Source organism: Microbacterium sp. KKR3/1 (assembly GCF_021272365.1).
Lineage (GTDB): Bacteria > Actinomycetota > Actinomycetes > Actinomycetales > Microbacteriaceae > Microbacterium > Microbacterium aurugineum.
In genome coordinates this window covers 313,568-328,875 of record NZ_JAJSDW010000002.1, presented here as the reverse complement: position 1 = coordinate 328,875, position 15,308 = coordinate 313,568, and the positions used below count along the sequence as shown (strand labels likewise).

The following is a 15,308-nucleotide window of genomic DNA, read 5'->3' as shown; positions in this document are numbered from 1 at the left end:
GGAGAAGGATAGGACCATGGGCACATCAGCACTTCCGAGCATGGGATCGGGCGTCGAGCTCGAGATCGGCGGGATGACCTGCGCCTCCTGCGCCATGCGCATCGAGAAGAAGCTGAACAAGCTCGACGGCGTCGTGGCGACCGTCAACTACGCGACGGAGAAGGCGAGTGTCTCGGTCCCGGACGACTACGACGCAGCGCTCCTGATCGCCGAGGTGGAGAAGACCGGGTATTCCGCGGTCGTCGCTGCGCCACGGGGGAAGAGGAAGGACGCGGCCACAGGCGGCGACACCGACGACACCGATCCTGAGCTGCTCTCGCTGCGCAACCGACTGATCGGCGCGATCGTGCTGACGGTGCCCGTGATCGCGATGGCCATGATCCCCGCGCTGCAGTTCACGTACTGGCAGTGGGCCTCGCTCGCGCTGGCCGCCCCGGTGATCACGTGGGCGGGCTGGCCGTTCCACAAGGCCGCGTGGACGAACCTGCGCCACGGAACGGCCACGATGGACACGCTCATCTCGATGGGAACCTCGGCCGCCTTCCTCTGGTCGCTGTACGCGCTCTTCTTCGGCACCGCAGGCATGCCGGGCATGACGCACCCGTTCGAGTTCGCACTGGCTCCCTCCGATGGGGCGGCGAACATCTACCTCGAGGTGGGGGCCGGCGTGACGATGTTCGTCCTCGCGGGGCGCTACTTCGAGAAGCGGTCGAAGAAGCAGGCCGGCGCGGCTCTGCGCGCGCTCCTCGAACTCGGCGCGAAAGAGGTCGCCGTGCTGCGCGGCGGTGCGGAGACGAGGATCCCGGTCGAAGACCTCCGGGTGGGCGATGAGTTCGTCGTGCGACCGGGCGAGAAGATCGCGACCGACGGCCTCGTGGTCTCCGGAACGTCGGCCGTCGATGCCTCGATGCTGACCGGTGAATCCGTGCCGGTCGAGGTGGCCCCGGGCGGCAGCGTCACCGGCGCGACCACGAACGTCGGGGGGCGGCTCGTGGTCCGCGCGACCCGGATCGGCGCGGACACCCAGTTGGCACAGATGGCCAGACTCGTCGAGGACGCGCAGACCGGGAAGGCAGAGGTGCAGCGTCTCGCCGACAGGATCTCCGGGGTGTTCGTCCCGATCGTGATCGTGATCGCCCTCGTGACGCTCGGTGGCTGGCTAGTCGCGGGGTTCCCCGTCGCCGCGGCATTCACGGCGGCGGTGGCCGTCCTCGTCATCGCGTGCCCGTGCGCGCTCGGGCTCGCCACGCCCACGGCCCTGCTGGTCGGGACCGGTCGAGGGGCGCAGATGGGCGTGCTCATCAAGGGCCCGGAAGTCCTGGAATCCACCCGCCGGGTCGACACCGTGCTGCTCGACAAGACCGGAACGGTCACCACCGGCAGGATGACCCTGGTCGACGTCATCGTGGAGCCCGGCACCGACCGCGCGACGCTGCTGCGGCTGGCCGGGGCGGTGGAAGATGCCTCGGAGCATCCCATCGCGCAGGCAATCGCCGCGGGTGCCACCAGGGAGGTTGGGGCGCTGCCCACACCGGAGGAGTTCACGAACCTCGAGGGAAGGGGCGTGCAGGGCGTCATCGAAGGCCATGCCGTGCTCGTGGGACGCGAGTCGCTCCTCGCCGAGTGGTCGCAGAGGCTGAGTCCGAGCCTCTCCTCGGCGAAGGTCAAGGCCGAGGGCGAGGGTAAGACCGTCGTCGCGGTCGGCTGGGACGGACACGCACGCGGCATCCTCGTCGTCGCGGACACGATCAAGCCGAGCAGCGCCGAGGCGATCGGCCACTTCCAGGCGATGGGACTGACCCCCATCCTGCTCACCGGGGACAACGAGACGGTGGCACGGCAGATCGCGGCGGAAGTGGGGATCACGGAGGTGATCGCGGAGGTCCTCCCGAAGGACAAGGTCGACGTGGTCGTCCGGCTCCAGCGCGAGGGCAAGACGGTGGCGATGATCGGCGACGGTGTCAACGACGCCCCCGCCCTCGCCCAGGCCGACCTCGGACTCGCGATGGGCACCGGCGCGGACGTGGCGATCGAGGCATCGGACATCACGCTGGTACGCGGTGACCTGCGCAGCGCGGTCGACGCGATCCGCCTGTCGCGCAAGACGCTCGGAACGATCAAGACCAACCTGTTCTGGGCCTTCGCCTACAACGTCGCCGCCATCCCGGTCGCGGCGCTCGGCATGCTCAACCCCATGCTCGCCGGTGCAGCGATGGCGCTGTCGAGCGTGTTCGTGGTCGGCAACAGCCTGCGCCTGCGCGGGTTCACGAGCGTCACGCGACGAGGACGCTCCCGTCGAGCCACCCGCCCCGCTCTGAGGAAGGATCACGCATGAACGAGCCGCACGCGGGGCACGGTGATCACGTCGGGCAGTTCCGGCGCCTGTTCTGGATCAATCTCGTCATCGCGGTGCCCGTGGTGGCGTTCTCTCCGATGTTCGCGATGCTCTTCGGGTACGACGTCCCGGGCTGGGCGCAGTTCGTCGCTCCGGTGCTGGGCACCGTCATGTACGTCTGGGGCGGCTGGCCGTTCCTGACCGGCGCCGTCAGCGAGCTCCGGACCCGCACGCCGGGGATGATGCTGCTCATCGGGCTCGCCATCACCGTGGCCTTCTTCGCCTCCTGGGGCGCGACGCTCGGACTGCTCCACCACGAGCTCGAGTTCTGGTGGGAGCTGGCACTCCTCATCGTCATCATGCTCCTCGGACACTGGATCGAGATGCGATCGCTCGCGCAGACGACGTCGGCCCTCGACTCGCTCGCCGCCCTGCTGCCCGACGAGGCCGAGCGGGTCGAAGGGGACACGACCGTCACGGTCTCCCCCGCGGAGCTCGCCGTCGGCGATGTCGTCGTCGTCCGTCCCGGCGGGAGCGTCCCGGCCGACGGCCGCATCATCGACGGGACCGCCGCGATGGACGAGTCGATGGTGACCGGCGAATCCCGCCCCGTCACGCGGTCCACCGGTGACACCGTCACCGCGGGCACCGTCGCCACCGACTCGGGCCTTCGGGTGGAGATCACCGCTACGGGCGACGACACCGCCCTCGCCGGCATCCAACGACTGGTGACGGAGGCACAGAACTCCTCGTCCCGTGCGCAGCGCATCGCCGACCGCGCCGCCGCGCTGCTGTTCTGGTTCGCGCTGCTGTCCGCCGCGCTCACCGCCGTGGTGTGGACGGTGGTGGGGAATCCAGACGCCGCCGTGGTCCGCAGCATCACCGTGCTGGTCATCGCCTGCCCCCACGCCCTCGGGCTCGCGATCCCGCTGGTGGTGTCGATCGCCACCGAGCGGGCCGCACGTGGCGGCGTGCTGATCAAGGACCGACTCGCGTTGGAGAGCATGCGCACGATCGACGCCGTCCTGTTCGACAAGACGGGCACTCTGACCAAGGGCGCTCCGACGGTCACGGCGATCGAGCCGACCGGTGAGGTGGACGCCGATCGGCTGCTCGTCCTCGCCGCCTCCGCCGAAGCGGACAGCGAGCACCCCCTGGCCCGGGCGATCGTACGGGCAGCCGAGGAGAAGAGCCTCGCGGTCCTTCCTGCATCCGGATTCACCTCGTCCCCGGCGGTGGGCGTCACAGCGACCGTCGACGGCGCGGAGGTCCGTGTCGGCGGCCCGAAGCTCCTCGACGAGGTCGGCAGTGACGAGATCGCCGCCGCGGACGAGTGGCGCGAAGAGGGCGCCATCATCCTCCACGTCATCCTCGACGGCCGCGTGGTCGGCGGACTGCGCCTCGCCGACGAGATCCGCCCCGAATCCCGCGAGGCCGTGAACGCCCTCCACCGTCGGGGCGTCGAGGTCGTCATGATCACCGGGGATGCGCAGGCTGTGGCCGAATCGGTGGCTGCCGAGCTCGGCATCGACCGGGTCTTCGCCGGGGTGCGCCCCGAGGACAAGTCCGCCAAAGTCGCGGAGCTGCAACGCGAGGGCAAGAAGGTGGCGATGGTCGGCGACGGCGTGAACGATGCGCCGGCACTTTCGCAGGCCGACGTGGGCATCGCGATCGGGGCGGGGACCGACGTCGCCATCGCCTCGGCCGGCGTGATCCTCGCGAGCTCCGACCCCCGCTCGGTGATCTCCGTGATCGAGCTGTCGCGCGCCACGTACCGCAAGATGAAGCAGAACCTGTGGTGGGCGGCGGGCTACAACCTCGTGTCGGTGCCCCTCGCCGCCGGAGTCCTCGCGCCGATCGGATTCGTCCTGCCGATGTCGGTCGGAGCGATCCTGATGTCGTTGTCGACGGTCGTCGTCGCGCTGAACGCCCAACTGCTGCGTCGGATCGACCTCGCCCCCGACGCGCATACGCGGTCCGTCGGCGATCGCTGATCCGTCCGAGGGGACGCCACGAAGCGTCTGACGAAGGCAACCCGCGGGCGGATCGTGCACCCCGCCCCGGCGTTCGCCGCGGGGTCAGCCATCCACGTACTCCTGGCGGACTCTGCCTTCGGTCGCCAGCTCGATGTATCCGAAGTCATGGTCGGAGTTGAGGATGACGGCGTCGTTGGCGACGGCGTACGCGGCGATGAGGCAGTCGAACGCCGCAGCAGCGCGCAGGAGCCCCCTCTTCCACAGTGCCTGCTGGATATCGAGGGCATCCTGCTCAGCGGGATGCTCCCATGCGGGAAGCAACCCCTCCATGTCGCGGCGCAGCTCCGCATACTCTTCGGCGCTGCGCGCTGAGTGGCAGTACTCGAGAACCTGTGGCGGGCAGGTGATGATGAGGTTGTTCGGTGAGAGAGACCGTAGTCGGTCCGCGATCGTCGCGCTTTTGCCCGCCTTCTGCCAGATGCTGTTGTCGACAAGATAGGTGGTCACCGCGCCGAGGGCTTGTCTCGCGACACGGCAGCGGTCGGCGTGATGGTGGGTGCATCGATCTGATCGTCATCGAAGTGGCGCCCGATGATGCGCTCCACGGCGGCGGGCTGACGGCGCACGGCGATCAGCGTGCGCAACGCGAGATCCACAGTCTCCCGGTTGGAGGTCGTGCCGGCGAGCTGCTTGGCCTGCATCAGCTCGTCGGGGTCGATGTCGATGGATGTGACTGCCATGGTGCCTCCTCTTTTCTCGACTCTTATATAGATCACTATATAGTGTCTCGCTGGAGCGCGGCGGAACAGTCCGCGCTCCGGACGTGTTCTCTTCTGCATGACCGACGGATCCCGTGAAGTGGCGCCGGAGCGCGTCGTGGCCGTGTTCGACGTGCTGGGCACTCTGGTGAATCAGGCGGAAGGTCTCCGACGCCGCGTGGAGGCGACGACCGGCCTCGACCGCGAAGAGACGACCGCGATCGTCGACGAATGGCTGAGCGGAGTGGCCGAACAGGAACGGGCCATCGTCCGCGGTGAACGCGTGTTTGCGACCAGCGACCAGCTCGACGCCGAGGTGCTGGAGCAGCTCGCCTCCCGAAGCGCCCTTCCCGTCACAGCCGTCCCCGCGCTCGTCGGCGCTTCCGCTTTCAGCCCACCCTGGGAGGACTCCGCTGCGGGCCTGCGCTCCCTCGCCGAAGTCGCCACCGTCGTGGGGTTGTCGAATGCGAGTCGCCGGGTGCTAACCGGCCTGAGCATCAACGCGGGCTTCCGCTGGCACCAGGCGCTCTCGGCGGAGGACGCCGGCACCTACAAGCCTGCCGCGGCGATGTACGAGTTGGCGATGGCGAGCGTCCCGGCGAGCGGTCGTCCCCCGCTCATGGTCGCGGCCCATGCGTGGGACCTCAGAGCGGCGCGGGCTGCAGGCATGCGCACGGCCTACGTGCCTCGGCCCGACGCCGACCCGCCTTCCCCGGGCGAGCGGTTCGACATCCACGCCACCAGCCTCGCGGACCTCGAGATGCGCCTGCGGGCGGAGACGGAGTAGGTCGCTCAGATCACTCGCCCGCGCTCCAGCCGGATGACACGGTCGGCGGCGAGTACGGCAGCGTCGTCGTGGGTGACGGTGCACACTGCGACGCCGCGAGCGGCCTCTTCCCGAAGGATCTCCTGCATCCGGGCAGCACTCTCGCGATCGAGACCGGCAGCCGCCTCGTCCAGCAGCAGGACGTCGGGCTCACACACGATCCCCTGCGCGAGGAACACCCGCTGCCGCTGCCCGCCGGACAGCTCCGCCAACGGGCGGCCCGCGAGCTCCGACATCCCGACACGGTCCAGGGCCCGCTCCACCGCTCGACGCGCGGTGACGCGGGAGAGGCGTCGCCCTCGCTTCCACGTCCCGATGCGCACCACATCCGCCGCTGACACGGGCAACGCATCCGGCACGGCAGGACGCTGCACGACGAGCGCGAGGGCCCCTCGGCGGCGCACCGCACCCCGCCGAGGGACCTTCACACCGGCGAGGATCTCGACCAGTGTCGACTTGCCCGACCCGTTGTGCCCGGCCAGTGCGACGATCTCCCCGGAATGGACATCGACCGTGACGGAGTGCAGCACGTCATCGTCGGAGTACCCGAAGCACACGTCGCGCGCGGACAGCGCAGAGCTCTCATTCATCGCCTCAGCCTAGCAATTGATAATCATTCTCATTCTCATATAGAGTCTCCTCTCGTGCCCTTCCTGCTCGAACCGTTCGCCGTGGAGTTCTTCGTCCGTGCCCTGTGCGGCGGGGTGCTCGTGGCCGTGATCTGCGGGGTCGTGGGCACGTGGGTCGTGATCCGCGGCATGGCTTTCCTCGGCGAGGCGATCGGCCACGGAATGCTGCCCGGCGTCGCGCTCGCCACCGTGGTCGGCGCCCCGGTCCTGCTCGGCGCGGCTCTGAGCGCTGCCGCCATGAGCGCCGCGATCGGCCTCCTTCAGCGACGGGGCCGGCTCTCGTACGACACGAGCATCGGTCTGCTGTTCGTCGCCATGCTGTCGCTCGGCGTGATCATCGTCTCCCACTCCCGCAGCTTCGCCACGGACGCGACCGCTCTGCTGTTCGGCGACATCCTCGCCATCCGCCCCGACGACATCGCGATGCTCCTCGTCGCCGCCGTCGTCACGGTCGGTGTCGCGTCCGCCTTCCATCGCTCCTTCGTGGCGACGGCCTTCGATCCGCGCATCGCCCGCACGCTCGGGTTTCGCCCCCAGCTCGCGCACGTGGTGCTCGTCGCCCTCGTGACGCTCGCCGTCGTCGCGTCTTTCCAGGCCGTCGGAACGCTTCTGGTCGTCGGGCTGCTCCTCGCCCCCGCCGTCGCCGCCCGGGCATGGACGACGCGGATCCCCACGACCATGCTCGGGGCCTCCCTCGTGGGCGCCGCCGCCGTCCTGATCGGGCTCTTCGCCTCCTGGCACTTCGCGGTGGCGGCGGGGGCCTCGATCGCCACCGCGGCTGTGCTGCTGGCCGCTCTCTCCGCAACCGCACGTTCGCTTCTGACCCGTGCCGTTCGCCGGCACCATCCCGTCGAACACCCCGAATCCGCATCCCCGCAACCCGCATCGCCCGATGCTCCTGCCGTCGCGCTCCCCGAAAGGACCCGATGATTCCCCGACCCCTCCGGCTCCTCCCCGCCGCCCTGACGATCGTCGCGCTCAGTGCGTGCGCCTCTGCTCCGGAGAGCTCAACGCCCGCGAGCCCGGCGTCCGGAGACGGCCACGGCGCGATCACCGGCGCCGAGGAGGTCGCCGAGCCGCCTCTCGGCCTGCTGTCCATCGATGCCGCGGGGAACGCCGCCGTGCTCGACCTGCGGACCGAGGAAGCGACCACCCTCGACCGCACGGCAGCTCCGTCGGCGCTCGCGAGCGATGGACGCTACGGGTTCGTGACCACGGAAGAGGGCGTGGAGGTGATCGACTCGGGCCGATGGAGTTGGGATCACGGCGACCACTTCCACTACTACCTCGCCGAGCCCGCGCTTCTGGGCACGGTCGCCGGCGAGGGCGTCGCCACCGTCGTGACGGGCCCGCTGTCGACGGCCGGGGCCACCGGCGTGTTCTTCGGCGGCAGCCGCGAAGCGGTGCTGCTCGACAACAAGGCACTCTCCGAAGGACGGCTCGATGAGCTGTTCCGCATCGAGGTGAACGCGGACACCGGCCTGGTCGCCCCGATCGGAGAGGGCGCACTCGTGGCCGTCGACGACACGCTCGTCTATCACGACAGCGACGGCGAGCCCGCGGAGTCCCCGGTCGACTGCGCCGACGCCTCGGGAGCGATCACCACCCGCGTCGGACTCGTCGTCGGGTGCGCAGACGGTGCGGTCCTGGCGGCCTGGCAGGACGCGGGCCTCACCGTCGAGCGCATCCCCTACCCGTCAGGCGCCGTCGAGCGCGCCCTGTCGTTCGACGGCCGGAAGGGTCGTCCGACGGTCGCCGCCGTCGCGGGGACGACCGGCTTCTGGCTGCTCGACTCCCGGGAGCGCACCTGGACCCTGGTGCCCACCGAACGTCCTCTGACGCACGTGGTCGCCGTGGACGACGCCGAGGGGCATGTGGTCGCCATCGACATCGACGGGCGGATCGTCGTGCATCTCGCCGACGACGGTGCACTCGTGGGCGCCACTGATCCTCTGCTCGCCGACGGCGGCGCCGCTTCCTCGCTCACCACCGACGAGCAGCGAGCCTACGTCAGCGACCCGGCCGCCGGCGTCGTACACGAGGTCGACTACGCCGATGCCGCCCGCGTCGCTCGTTCCCTCGAGACGCCCACGGCTCCCGCGTTCGTCGCTGAGGTGGGGCGATGAGACCGCTGCGGGCCCCCTCCCTGCTGATAGCGACGACCGTGCTCCTTGCCGGCCTCGTGGGGTGCACCGGCACGGCGGCGTCGGATCGACCGCAGATCGTGGTCACCACGAACATCCTCGGCGACGTCGTCGAGAATCTCACCGGCGACGCGGCCGAGGTCACCATCCTGATGAAACCGAACGCCGACCCGCACTCGTTCGAGATCTCCGCGCAGGAGGCCGCACGGATGGATGGCGCCGACCTGCTCGTGACGAACGGACTGGGCCTCGAGGAGGGGCTCCAGCAGCACATCGATCGCACCGCAGCCGCGGGAGTCCCGACGGTCGTGGCCGGCGACGTGATCGACGTGCTGCCCTACAGCTCCGAAGACGCGAACGGGGCGGACGATCCGCATTTCTGGACCGATCCGGCGCGCATGGTCGATGTCGTGGACGCGGTGGAGGAAGCGCTGGCCGAGGTGGACGGGATCGACGTCGCGCAGGTCCGCAGCAATGCCGAGACGTATCGCGGCGAACTCGCCGAGCTCGACGAGGAGATGTCGGCTGCCTTCGCCGCGATCCCCGTGGAACGACGAGCACTCGTGACGAACCACCACGTCTTCGGCTACCTCGCGGACCGCTTCGACTTCCGCCTCATCGGCGCCGTGATCCCCGGGGGCACGACCCTCGCCGCGCCGAGCGCTGCCGACCTGCGCGATCTCACCGACGCGATCGACGAGGCAGGAGTGCGCACGATCTTCGCCGAATCCTCGCAGCCGGACCGACTCATCCAGGTGCTGGCCTCCGAGGCTGACATCCAGGTCGAGGTCATCGAGCTGTTCACCGAGTCCCTCACCGAGCCCGGCGAGGGCGCCGACACGTACCTGACGATGATGCGCGCCAACACGGACCGCATCGCCGACGGACTGACCCCATGAATGGACCCCGACCGGGGCCCGATACGAGAGGAAACACAATGAAGCGACACATGAGGATGAGTGCCGCTGTCGCGGCGCTGGCAGGCGTCTCGCTGCTCGCCACCGCCTGCGCGGGCGGTGCGAGCGGAGCAGGCGACACCGCGCCCGCGGACGAGAAGTCAGGCACCACCGCGAGCGAGACGGGACGCGTCGCGATCTCGTACCCCGGAGGGATCGCGGTGCTCGACCCCGAGACGCTCGAGGTCGTCGACGAGTTCGAGACCGAGGAGTTCACCCGCCTGAACCCGTTCGGCGACGGCCGCACCATCGCCGTCACCACCTCCGCAGGGTTCCAGATGCTCGACACCGCCGAGCCCGCCCTCACCGACGCACTGTTCGAGGCGACCGCGGCCGGGCACGTCGTCATCCACGGGGAGAACACCGTGCTCTTCGACGACGGCACCGGAACGACCACGATCGTGCCGACCGACGGCTTCGCCGACGGCTACGACGCTCTTCCCGAGACCACGACGTACACCGCCGATGCCCCGCACCACGGTGTCTCGATCGTGCTCGAGGACGGTTCGCTGCTCACCACGGTCGGCGACGAGACGTCGCGCACCGGGGCCAAGTCCTTGCACGCGCACGACGACCACTGGGACGAGGCCGCCGTCAACGCCGAGTGCCCCGGCATCCACGGGGAAGGCACCGCGGCCGAGGAAGCCGTGATCTTCGGTTGCGAGAACGGTGCGCTGCTGTTCAAGGACGAAGCCTTCACGAAGCTCGCAGCACCGGACGCGTACGGCCGCATGGGCAACGCCTTCGTCTCGGAGACCAGCCCGATCGTCGTCGGCGACTACAAGAACGACCCGGACGCGGAGGGCTACCTGTTGAATGCCGTCACGCTGATCGACACCGCCGCCGAGACCCTCGATGTCGTCGAGCTGCCTGCCGAGGTGCAGTACACCTTCCGCGACATCGCACGCGGCCCCGGCGACCTCGCCTACATCCTGTCGACCGACGGGCAGATCCACGTCCTCGACCCCGAGACGGGCGAGCTCACCGAGTCCTACCCCGTGATCGAGGCGTGGGAGGGTCCGGCCCAGTGGCAGGACGCGCACCCGGCGATCAAGGTCGACGGCGACATCGCGTACATCACCGAGCCCGCCGCGAACAGTGTCCACGCAGTGGACCTCACCACCGGGGAGATCATCGCCTCGGTCGAGCTCGACCACACCCCGAACGAGATCGCGGTGGCCATCGGCTGACCCCCGCGTTCGCGCGCACCGGCGGGCAGGGCGTCCTCATCGGACGCCCTGCCCGCTTTCGTGCCGTACGATCAGCGCGCGCTTCGGCCGAGATAGCGACCCGTGATCCATCGGTCACCGCGCCACTCGCCCGGTTCCCAGATCCGCCTGACAGGAAGATCGACCGCGTTCGCCCCCGTGAAGCGAGGCAGCGCGCTCAGACTCAGGTCCTCGCCGTTCGCGCGGCGCACGAACTCGTCGGCGAAGGTCTGGATACGCGCGGGCATTTCCCGCAGCCGCGGAGTGACCATGTCGGCCGGGACTTCGGCGACCGCGGCTTCGAACGCTCCGTGGAGGCGGGGCGCCATCGCGTTGATGGTTTCTCGCATGAGTTCACGTCGTACGCCCAGGACGTCGGCGGCGCGCGCGATGTTGCGGCCGGAGATCTGACGATACCGGCGCTCCTTGCCGTACTTCACCGCCGCGCTGGATCTGAACATGACCCGGTCTTCCTCCCAGAACCCGTGCGCCGAGATGAGATCGTAGGCCGGCGCGAGCCGCGTCGCGTTCCCGACGTGCAGCATGCTGTGGTTCTTCGCGTGAGCGTCGACGCCTGCCACGAGCAGATTGAAGACGAACAGATCGGCGAGCTCGACGTGATCCTTGCCTCGGTAGAACGGTGACGAAGCGCGGTCGACCAACTGCACCATGTCGGCCATCGTCGGACCGCCGTCCTCCTCATACTTGCGCGACGGATAGACGCCGAGCGCCTGGCAGAAGTCCTCCTGGTGGATCCTGGCGACGGCGCCCTCGGCGGGGAGGCGGCGATCGAACCGCGTCGTGACGAAAGCGCGGACGCCGGCGAAATCGAGGATCTCCACCCTTGCGACTCGCAGGTCGAGCGCGCGCGCCGCGCGCATCGTCACGTACTCGACCGCCTGGATGTGGTCGTCGGTATGGCCTGACTTCAGCACCATGCCGGGCTTCACGATGTGCGTGCTCGGCACCCGCCCGTTCGGCTCGAACCACTGCCCATCGATCCGCGCGATGGCGAACTTGCCTTGATTGCCGCCGAGCGAGAAGCGACTCTCGTCGGCGTCGGTGTCATCGACCCAGTGGTCTGGGTCGTCCAGGATGGCACGCACCCGCCGCGCGATGTCATGCTCCGTGAGGAGTGAGAGTCCGCCGGCTTGGGCAGGCACCGTGTGCTCGGGGACGACCTGGACCGACCCCGGGGCGTCCTCACCCATATGCGTGAGGAGCGTGAAGGGATCCGTGCGCCGCTCGCCGAACTTCGCAGCCCATCGTCTGCGGACCTCCTCCGCATCGGGAAGGAGGTTCGACAGCCACGGCATCACCACATCCGGACCGTGTCCGAGCGTGCTCTTGGGCATGCTGACCGAGAGAGGAGTAGCGGTGCGATCCGCGAGGTAGTCGTCGTCGTAAAGGAACTCGACCTGGTCGGTCTCGCCACGCATGAGCTTGCCGGCGAGGCGCCCGTCAAGCCAGATATCCAGGACGTCTGCCATCAGAGATCCTCGAAGATCTCATCGAGGATTGCCGAGGGTTCGTCGCGATCGAGTGAGACGACGTAGCCCAGCGCAGCTGCGACAGAAACGGCCGCACTCAATGAGGGGTCGACGTTCCCCGCCTCGAGGTCAATCACCCACCGGCGGCTCTTGCCCACGGCCTGAGCGAGCTCTTCTTGGGTCACGTTTGTGCGCAGGCGATTACTGCGGACGAACGTCGCGAACGCCGCGGTCGATGGAAGCTGCATGATCACCCCTCACGTGAAGCATAGTTCTCATGGCGATACATGGTAACTATACTGCACTTTGAGTCGCGAGGGAAGTATTCTGCACGTGGAGGTGGTTGCTGGTACGCCGAAGCCGCTGGTGGTTCAGGCGTTGGGATCGGATCCAGTCGCGATGATCGCTCGCAGCTCCCATCCGCCGTCGGTCGGCCCTGCCTGCAGGCGCCCGTGAATCTGGTTGAGGCGCTGACGCGCGCGCCTCAACCCGCGCCCACCCGACGGCAGTTTCGAGCGGTGTGACGAAGCGCCGACGTTCGTGACAATCAACGCGACTTGGTCGGGCTGACTATCGATGTGGATCCTCGCGGATCTCGATTTCGGGGCGTGCTTGATGATGTTCATGACAGCCTCGATCGCCGTCTCGATCAGAACACGCTCTACAACCGGCTGCACGTCGACTGCTGTGCTCGGCGCATCGAGCGTGACAGGGATCCCCGCATCACGCAGAAGCTCACTGAGAGCCGCGATCGCAACGATGATGTTTCCTTCGTACCGGGTCTCTTGAAGCGGCGGGGCCTCTGTGGTCGTGTCGCGCATGAGCGAGAGCAACGACTGGATGCTCTGCAGCGCCTGCTCGGCGGAGCCCTCGATCGTGGTGAGTGACACTTGTCGTGCAGCATCGTCGGGCTGGCGGGGCAGGGCGCGAGCATGGAACAGGATGAGCGTGAGATCGTGTGCGATTCCATCGTGCAGCTCGTCGGCGATGCGTTCCTGATCTTCTCGGGCAAGGGCTTCCAGGTCTCGCTCGACACGAGCGCGCTCAGCGACAAGGATCGTTTCTCTCGCGGTCACGAGCCTGAAGGCGACGCCGACGAGGAACGCGATCGTCGCGATGCCCACGATGCCGTAGACGCCGCCGGCAGCGAGCGTCGTCGTTTCGACCGCCACATATGCGGTCAGCGCTCCCAGCACCACGACGTGGACGATGATCACCCACGGCGCGCATGTCACGGCGACCAGTCCGAGCGAGATCGCCAGCTCGAGGAGATCGCCGCCGCTCCCGGTGAAGACGACGCCGACGCTACTGATCAGCATGACGGTGAACGCCGCCGTCATCGGATGCCACGCGAACGCCGCGAGCCCCAGGTAGAAGACGATGGCGAGAAGGTCGTACCGGGTGAACTCACCACCCTCGACGGCGAACCCGATGGCGACGGCCAAGAGGACGCCGATGATGACGATCAGAAGTAGACGCGCCACAGGATGGAGTGTCCGAGGCTCCCAGAACCTCGGCGACCGCAGCATCCTCCCGACCGATCCGCGCCCAGCGAAGGGCGGTTCCCGGCGACGACCGGACGGCGCGAGGCCGTCAGGCACAGATGCCCATCACCTTGCATAGCCAGTCGCCGAGGTCGGCGTTCTGCTCCGTGAGCACACGCCCCAGGATGTTCACGACATATCCGCTGATGAGTCCCACGCTGGTCTCCTTCATTCGGCCGACCACCTTCGCCGAGCCTCAGATCGGCATCGACAGGCGCTACGGCAGCTCCGTCCACCCTACGAGGGATGCTCTTCAGGTCGAGAGATCATGACCCCAGGGCTAGAGATCCAGCCCGGAGCCCGCGATACCGTGAAGACGTGAGTGAAGCCGCACGCGTTCTCGTGGTCGACGATGAAGCCCTGGTCAGGCACGCACTGCGCGCATTCCTCTCCGACGACGATCGCGTCGTTCTGGTCGGGGAAGCGACCGACGGGTCCGAGGTCGTCGACACCGCGAGAGCCACCGATCCCGACGTGGTCTTGATGGACATCAGGATGCCCGAGATCGGCGGCGTCGAGGCGACCCGCCGCATTCTCGACTGGAACCCTCGCTGCCGCGTCCTCGCCCTGACGACGTTCACCACGGAGTGGCAGGCGCTCGAGGTCCTGCGCGCCGGTGCGTGCGGGTACCTCGTCAAGAACTCCACCCCTGCGCAGATCATCGACGCCATCGTCGCCGCCCACGCCGGTGACCGGGTGGTCTCCCCCGAGGTGCAGGAAAGGTTCGTCCGCGCGGCTATCGAAGCCGGCGACGATCACGTCTCCGATGTGCCTGCGCTCAGTGACCGCGAGCGGCAGATCATCGGCTTGATCGCAAAGGGTCGCTCCAACGCCGAGATCGCCGACGAGCTCCACTACGCCGAGAGCACCGTCAAGGCGGACATCCGCCACATCAATCAGCTGTGGGACGTCGAGAACAGACTGCAGATCGTCCTCCGCGCGACTGAGCTCGGGATCATCGCCCTCTGACCTTCCAGCGCCTGCGTGGACTCGGACGTGATCGGTAGCCCTGGGGCTACGAAGCACCCGGATTCCTTGATCCGGCACAGCACAGGCACGCACGATGTAAGCGGTCATCGCCGTCGGCGACTGCTTGGCCACATCTCCGGTTCCAGAAGAGAGGCGATGATGACTCGGACCATCACCCAGCGTCTTACGATCATCCTTCCGCTCGTCGGGGTCGCATTCTTGCTGGCATCGATGCTCCTCCCCGTCCAGCTCGCCGCAGCCGCGTGGGGCGTGGCGATGACCAGCTTTCTCATCGCCCTCACGACAGCGATCGCCGTCCAGCGGCATCAGGCGCAGTTCAAGGTGGCAAGCCGCGAGTTGGCGCCCAGCAACGCGCGGCCGATGACCCTGAGGGCGGGCGTTGCAGCGGACGACGCCACGCCCTGAAGGCCGAGTCCGCCGTCGCCGCCTGAGCAGCAGCAGGCGCAACATCG

Annotated in this window: 15 protein-coding genes; 9 read left to right on the top strand and 6 right to left on the bottom strand. The window is 68.4% G+C overall.

Going from position 1 to position 15,308, the window contains the following annotated elements; all coding sequences use genetic code 11:
• Window positions 1-16: 16 nt before the first annotated feature.
• Together LVJ59_RS13265 and LVJ59_RS13260 are read left to right on the top strand one after the other, a co-directional pair.
• Entirely contained in the window at window positions 17-2,335 is a 2,319-nt protein-coding gene (locus LVJ59_RS13265) for a cation-translocating P-type ATPase (protein WP_232763415.1), read from the top strand.
• Entirely contained in the window at window positions 2,332-4,329 is a 1,998-nt protein-coding gene (locus LVJ59_RS13260) for a heavy metal translocating P-type ATPase (protein WP_232763414.1), read from the top strand. Before LVJ59_RS13265 ends, LVJ59_RS13260 begins: the two co-directional genes overlap by 4 nt.
• 84 nt (window positions 4,330-4,413) lie before the next feature.
• Here LVJ59_RS13260 and LVJ59_RS13255 read toward each other — a convergent pair whose 3' ends face one another.
• Both LVJ59_RS13255 and LVJ59_RS13250 read right to left on the bottom strand, forming a co-directional pair.
• Window positions 4,414-4,818: a PIN domain-containing protein gene (locus tag LVJ59_RS13255; RefSeq protein ID WP_232763413.1), complete on the bottom strand. Its 405-nt coding sequence runs from the start codon at window positions 4,816-4,818 to the stop codon at window positions 4,414-4,416.
• On the bottom strand, window positions 4,815-5,051 hold the full coding sequence (locus LVJ59_RS13250) for a type II toxin-antitoxin system VapB family antitoxin (protein WP_232763412.1): 237 nt from the start codon (window positions 5,049-5,051) through the stop codon (window positions 4,815-4,817). Before LVJ59_RS13250 ends, LVJ59_RS13255 begins: the two co-directional genes overlap by 4 nt.
• Window positions 5,052-5,148: 97 nt before the next feature.
• Between LVJ59_RS13250 and LVJ59_RS13245 the strand changes: the two genes are divergently transcribed.
• Window positions 5,149-5,856: a haloacid dehalogenase type II gene (locus tag LVJ59_RS13245; RefSeq protein ID WP_232763411.1), complete on the top strand. Its 708-nt coding sequence runs from the start codon at window positions 5,149-5,151 to the stop codon at window positions 5,854-5,856.
• Between the two features lie 5 nt (window positions 5,857-5,861).
• Here the strand turns inward: LVJ59_RS13245 and LVJ59_RS13240 are convergent, their stop codons facing one another.
• A complete protein-coding gene (locus LVJ59_RS13240; protein WP_232763410.1) occupies window positions 5,862-6,485 on the bottom strand; it encodes a metal ABC transporter ATP-binding protein in 624 nt (207 codons plus the stop codon).
• 54 nt (window positions 6,486-6,539) lie between these two features.
• Between LVJ59_RS13240 and aztB the strand changes: the two genes are divergently transcribed.
• From aztB to aztD, 4 genes are read left to right on the top strand one after another with little or no spacing between them, the layout of a single operon-like run.
• Window positions 6,540-7,454: a zinc ABC transporter permease AztB gene (aztB, locus tag LVJ59_RS13235; protein ID WP_232763409.1), complete on the top strand. Its 915-nt coding sequence runs from the start codon at window positions 6,540-6,542 to the stop codon at window positions 7,452-7,454.
• The gene (locus tag LVJ59_RS13230) at window positions 7,451-8,650 is read left to right on the top strand and encodes an ABC transporter (protein ID WP_232763408.1); all 1,200 of its coding nucleotides are present in this window, start codon (window positions 7,451-7,453) and stop codon (window positions 8,648-8,650) included. The genes aztB and LVJ59_RS13230 overlap by 4 nt, the downstream gene beginning before the upstream one ends.
• The gene (gene aztC / locus LVJ59_RS13225; protein ID WP_232763407.1) at window positions 8,647-9,567 is read left to right on the top strand and encodes a zinc ABC transporter substrate-binding protein AztC; all 921 of its coding nucleotides are present in this window, start codon (window positions 8,647-8,649) and stop codon (window positions 9,565-9,567) included. Before LVJ59_RS13230 ends, aztC begins: the two co-directional genes overlap by 4 nt.
• 50 nt (window positions 9,568-9,617) lie before the next feature.
• Entirely contained in the window at window positions 9,618-10,814 is a 1,197-nt protein-coding gene (gene aztD, locus LVJ59_RS13220; RefSeq protein WP_232763406.1) for a zinc metallochaperone AztD, read from the top strand.
• Window positions 10,815-10,885: 71 nt separating this feature from the next.
• Here aztD and LVJ59_RS13215 read toward each other — a convergent pair whose 3' ends face one another.
• The 3 genes from LVJ59_RS13215 to LVJ59_RS13205 all read right to left on the bottom strand — a co-directional run bounded on the left by LVJ59_RS13215 (window position 10,886) and on the right by LVJ59_RS13205 (window position 13,806).
• On the bottom strand, window positions 10,886-12,322 hold the full coding sequence (locus tag LVJ59_RS13215; RefSeq protein WP_232763405.1) for a type II toxin-antitoxin system HipA family toxin: 1,437 nt from the start codon (window positions 12,320-12,322) through the stop codon (window positions 10,886-10,888).
• Window positions 12,322-12,570 (bottom strand): helix-turn-helix domain-containing protein, encoded by a 249-nt coding sequence (locus LVJ59_RS13210; RefSeq protein ID WP_232763404.1) that lies wholly within the window; start codon window positions 12,568-12,570, stop codon window positions 12,322-12,324. The genes LVJ59_RS13215 and LVJ59_RS13210 overlap by 1 nt, the downstream gene beginning before the upstream one ends.
• Window positions 12,571-12,693: 123 nt before the next feature.
• The gene (locus LVJ59_RS13205) at window positions 12,694-13,806 is read right to left on the bottom strand and encodes a histidine kinase (RefSeq protein WP_232763403.1); all 1,113 of its coding nucleotides are present in this window, start codon (window positions 13,804-13,806) and stop codon (window positions 12,694-12,696) included.
• A gap of 378 nt (window positions 13,807-14,184) precedes the next feature.
• On the opposite strand from LVJ59_RS13205, the gene LVJ59_RS13200 reads away from it, so the two are divergent.
• Together LVJ59_RS13200 and LVJ59_RS13195 are read left to right on the top strand one after the other, a co-directional pair.
• Window positions 14,185-14,835, top strand: a complete 651-nt coding sequence (locus LVJ59_RS13200; protein ID WP_232763402.1) for a response regulator transcription factor — start codon at window positions 14,185-14,187, stop codon at window positions 14,833-14,835.
• 156 nt (window positions 14,836-14,991) lie between these two features.
• Window positions 14,992-15,261, top strand: a complete 270-nt coding sequence (locus LVJ59_RS13195; protein WP_232763401.1) for a hypothetical protein — start codon at window positions 14,992-14,994, stop codon at window positions 15,259-15,261.
• The last annotated feature ends 47 nt before the right edge of the window (window positions 15,262-15,308 follow it).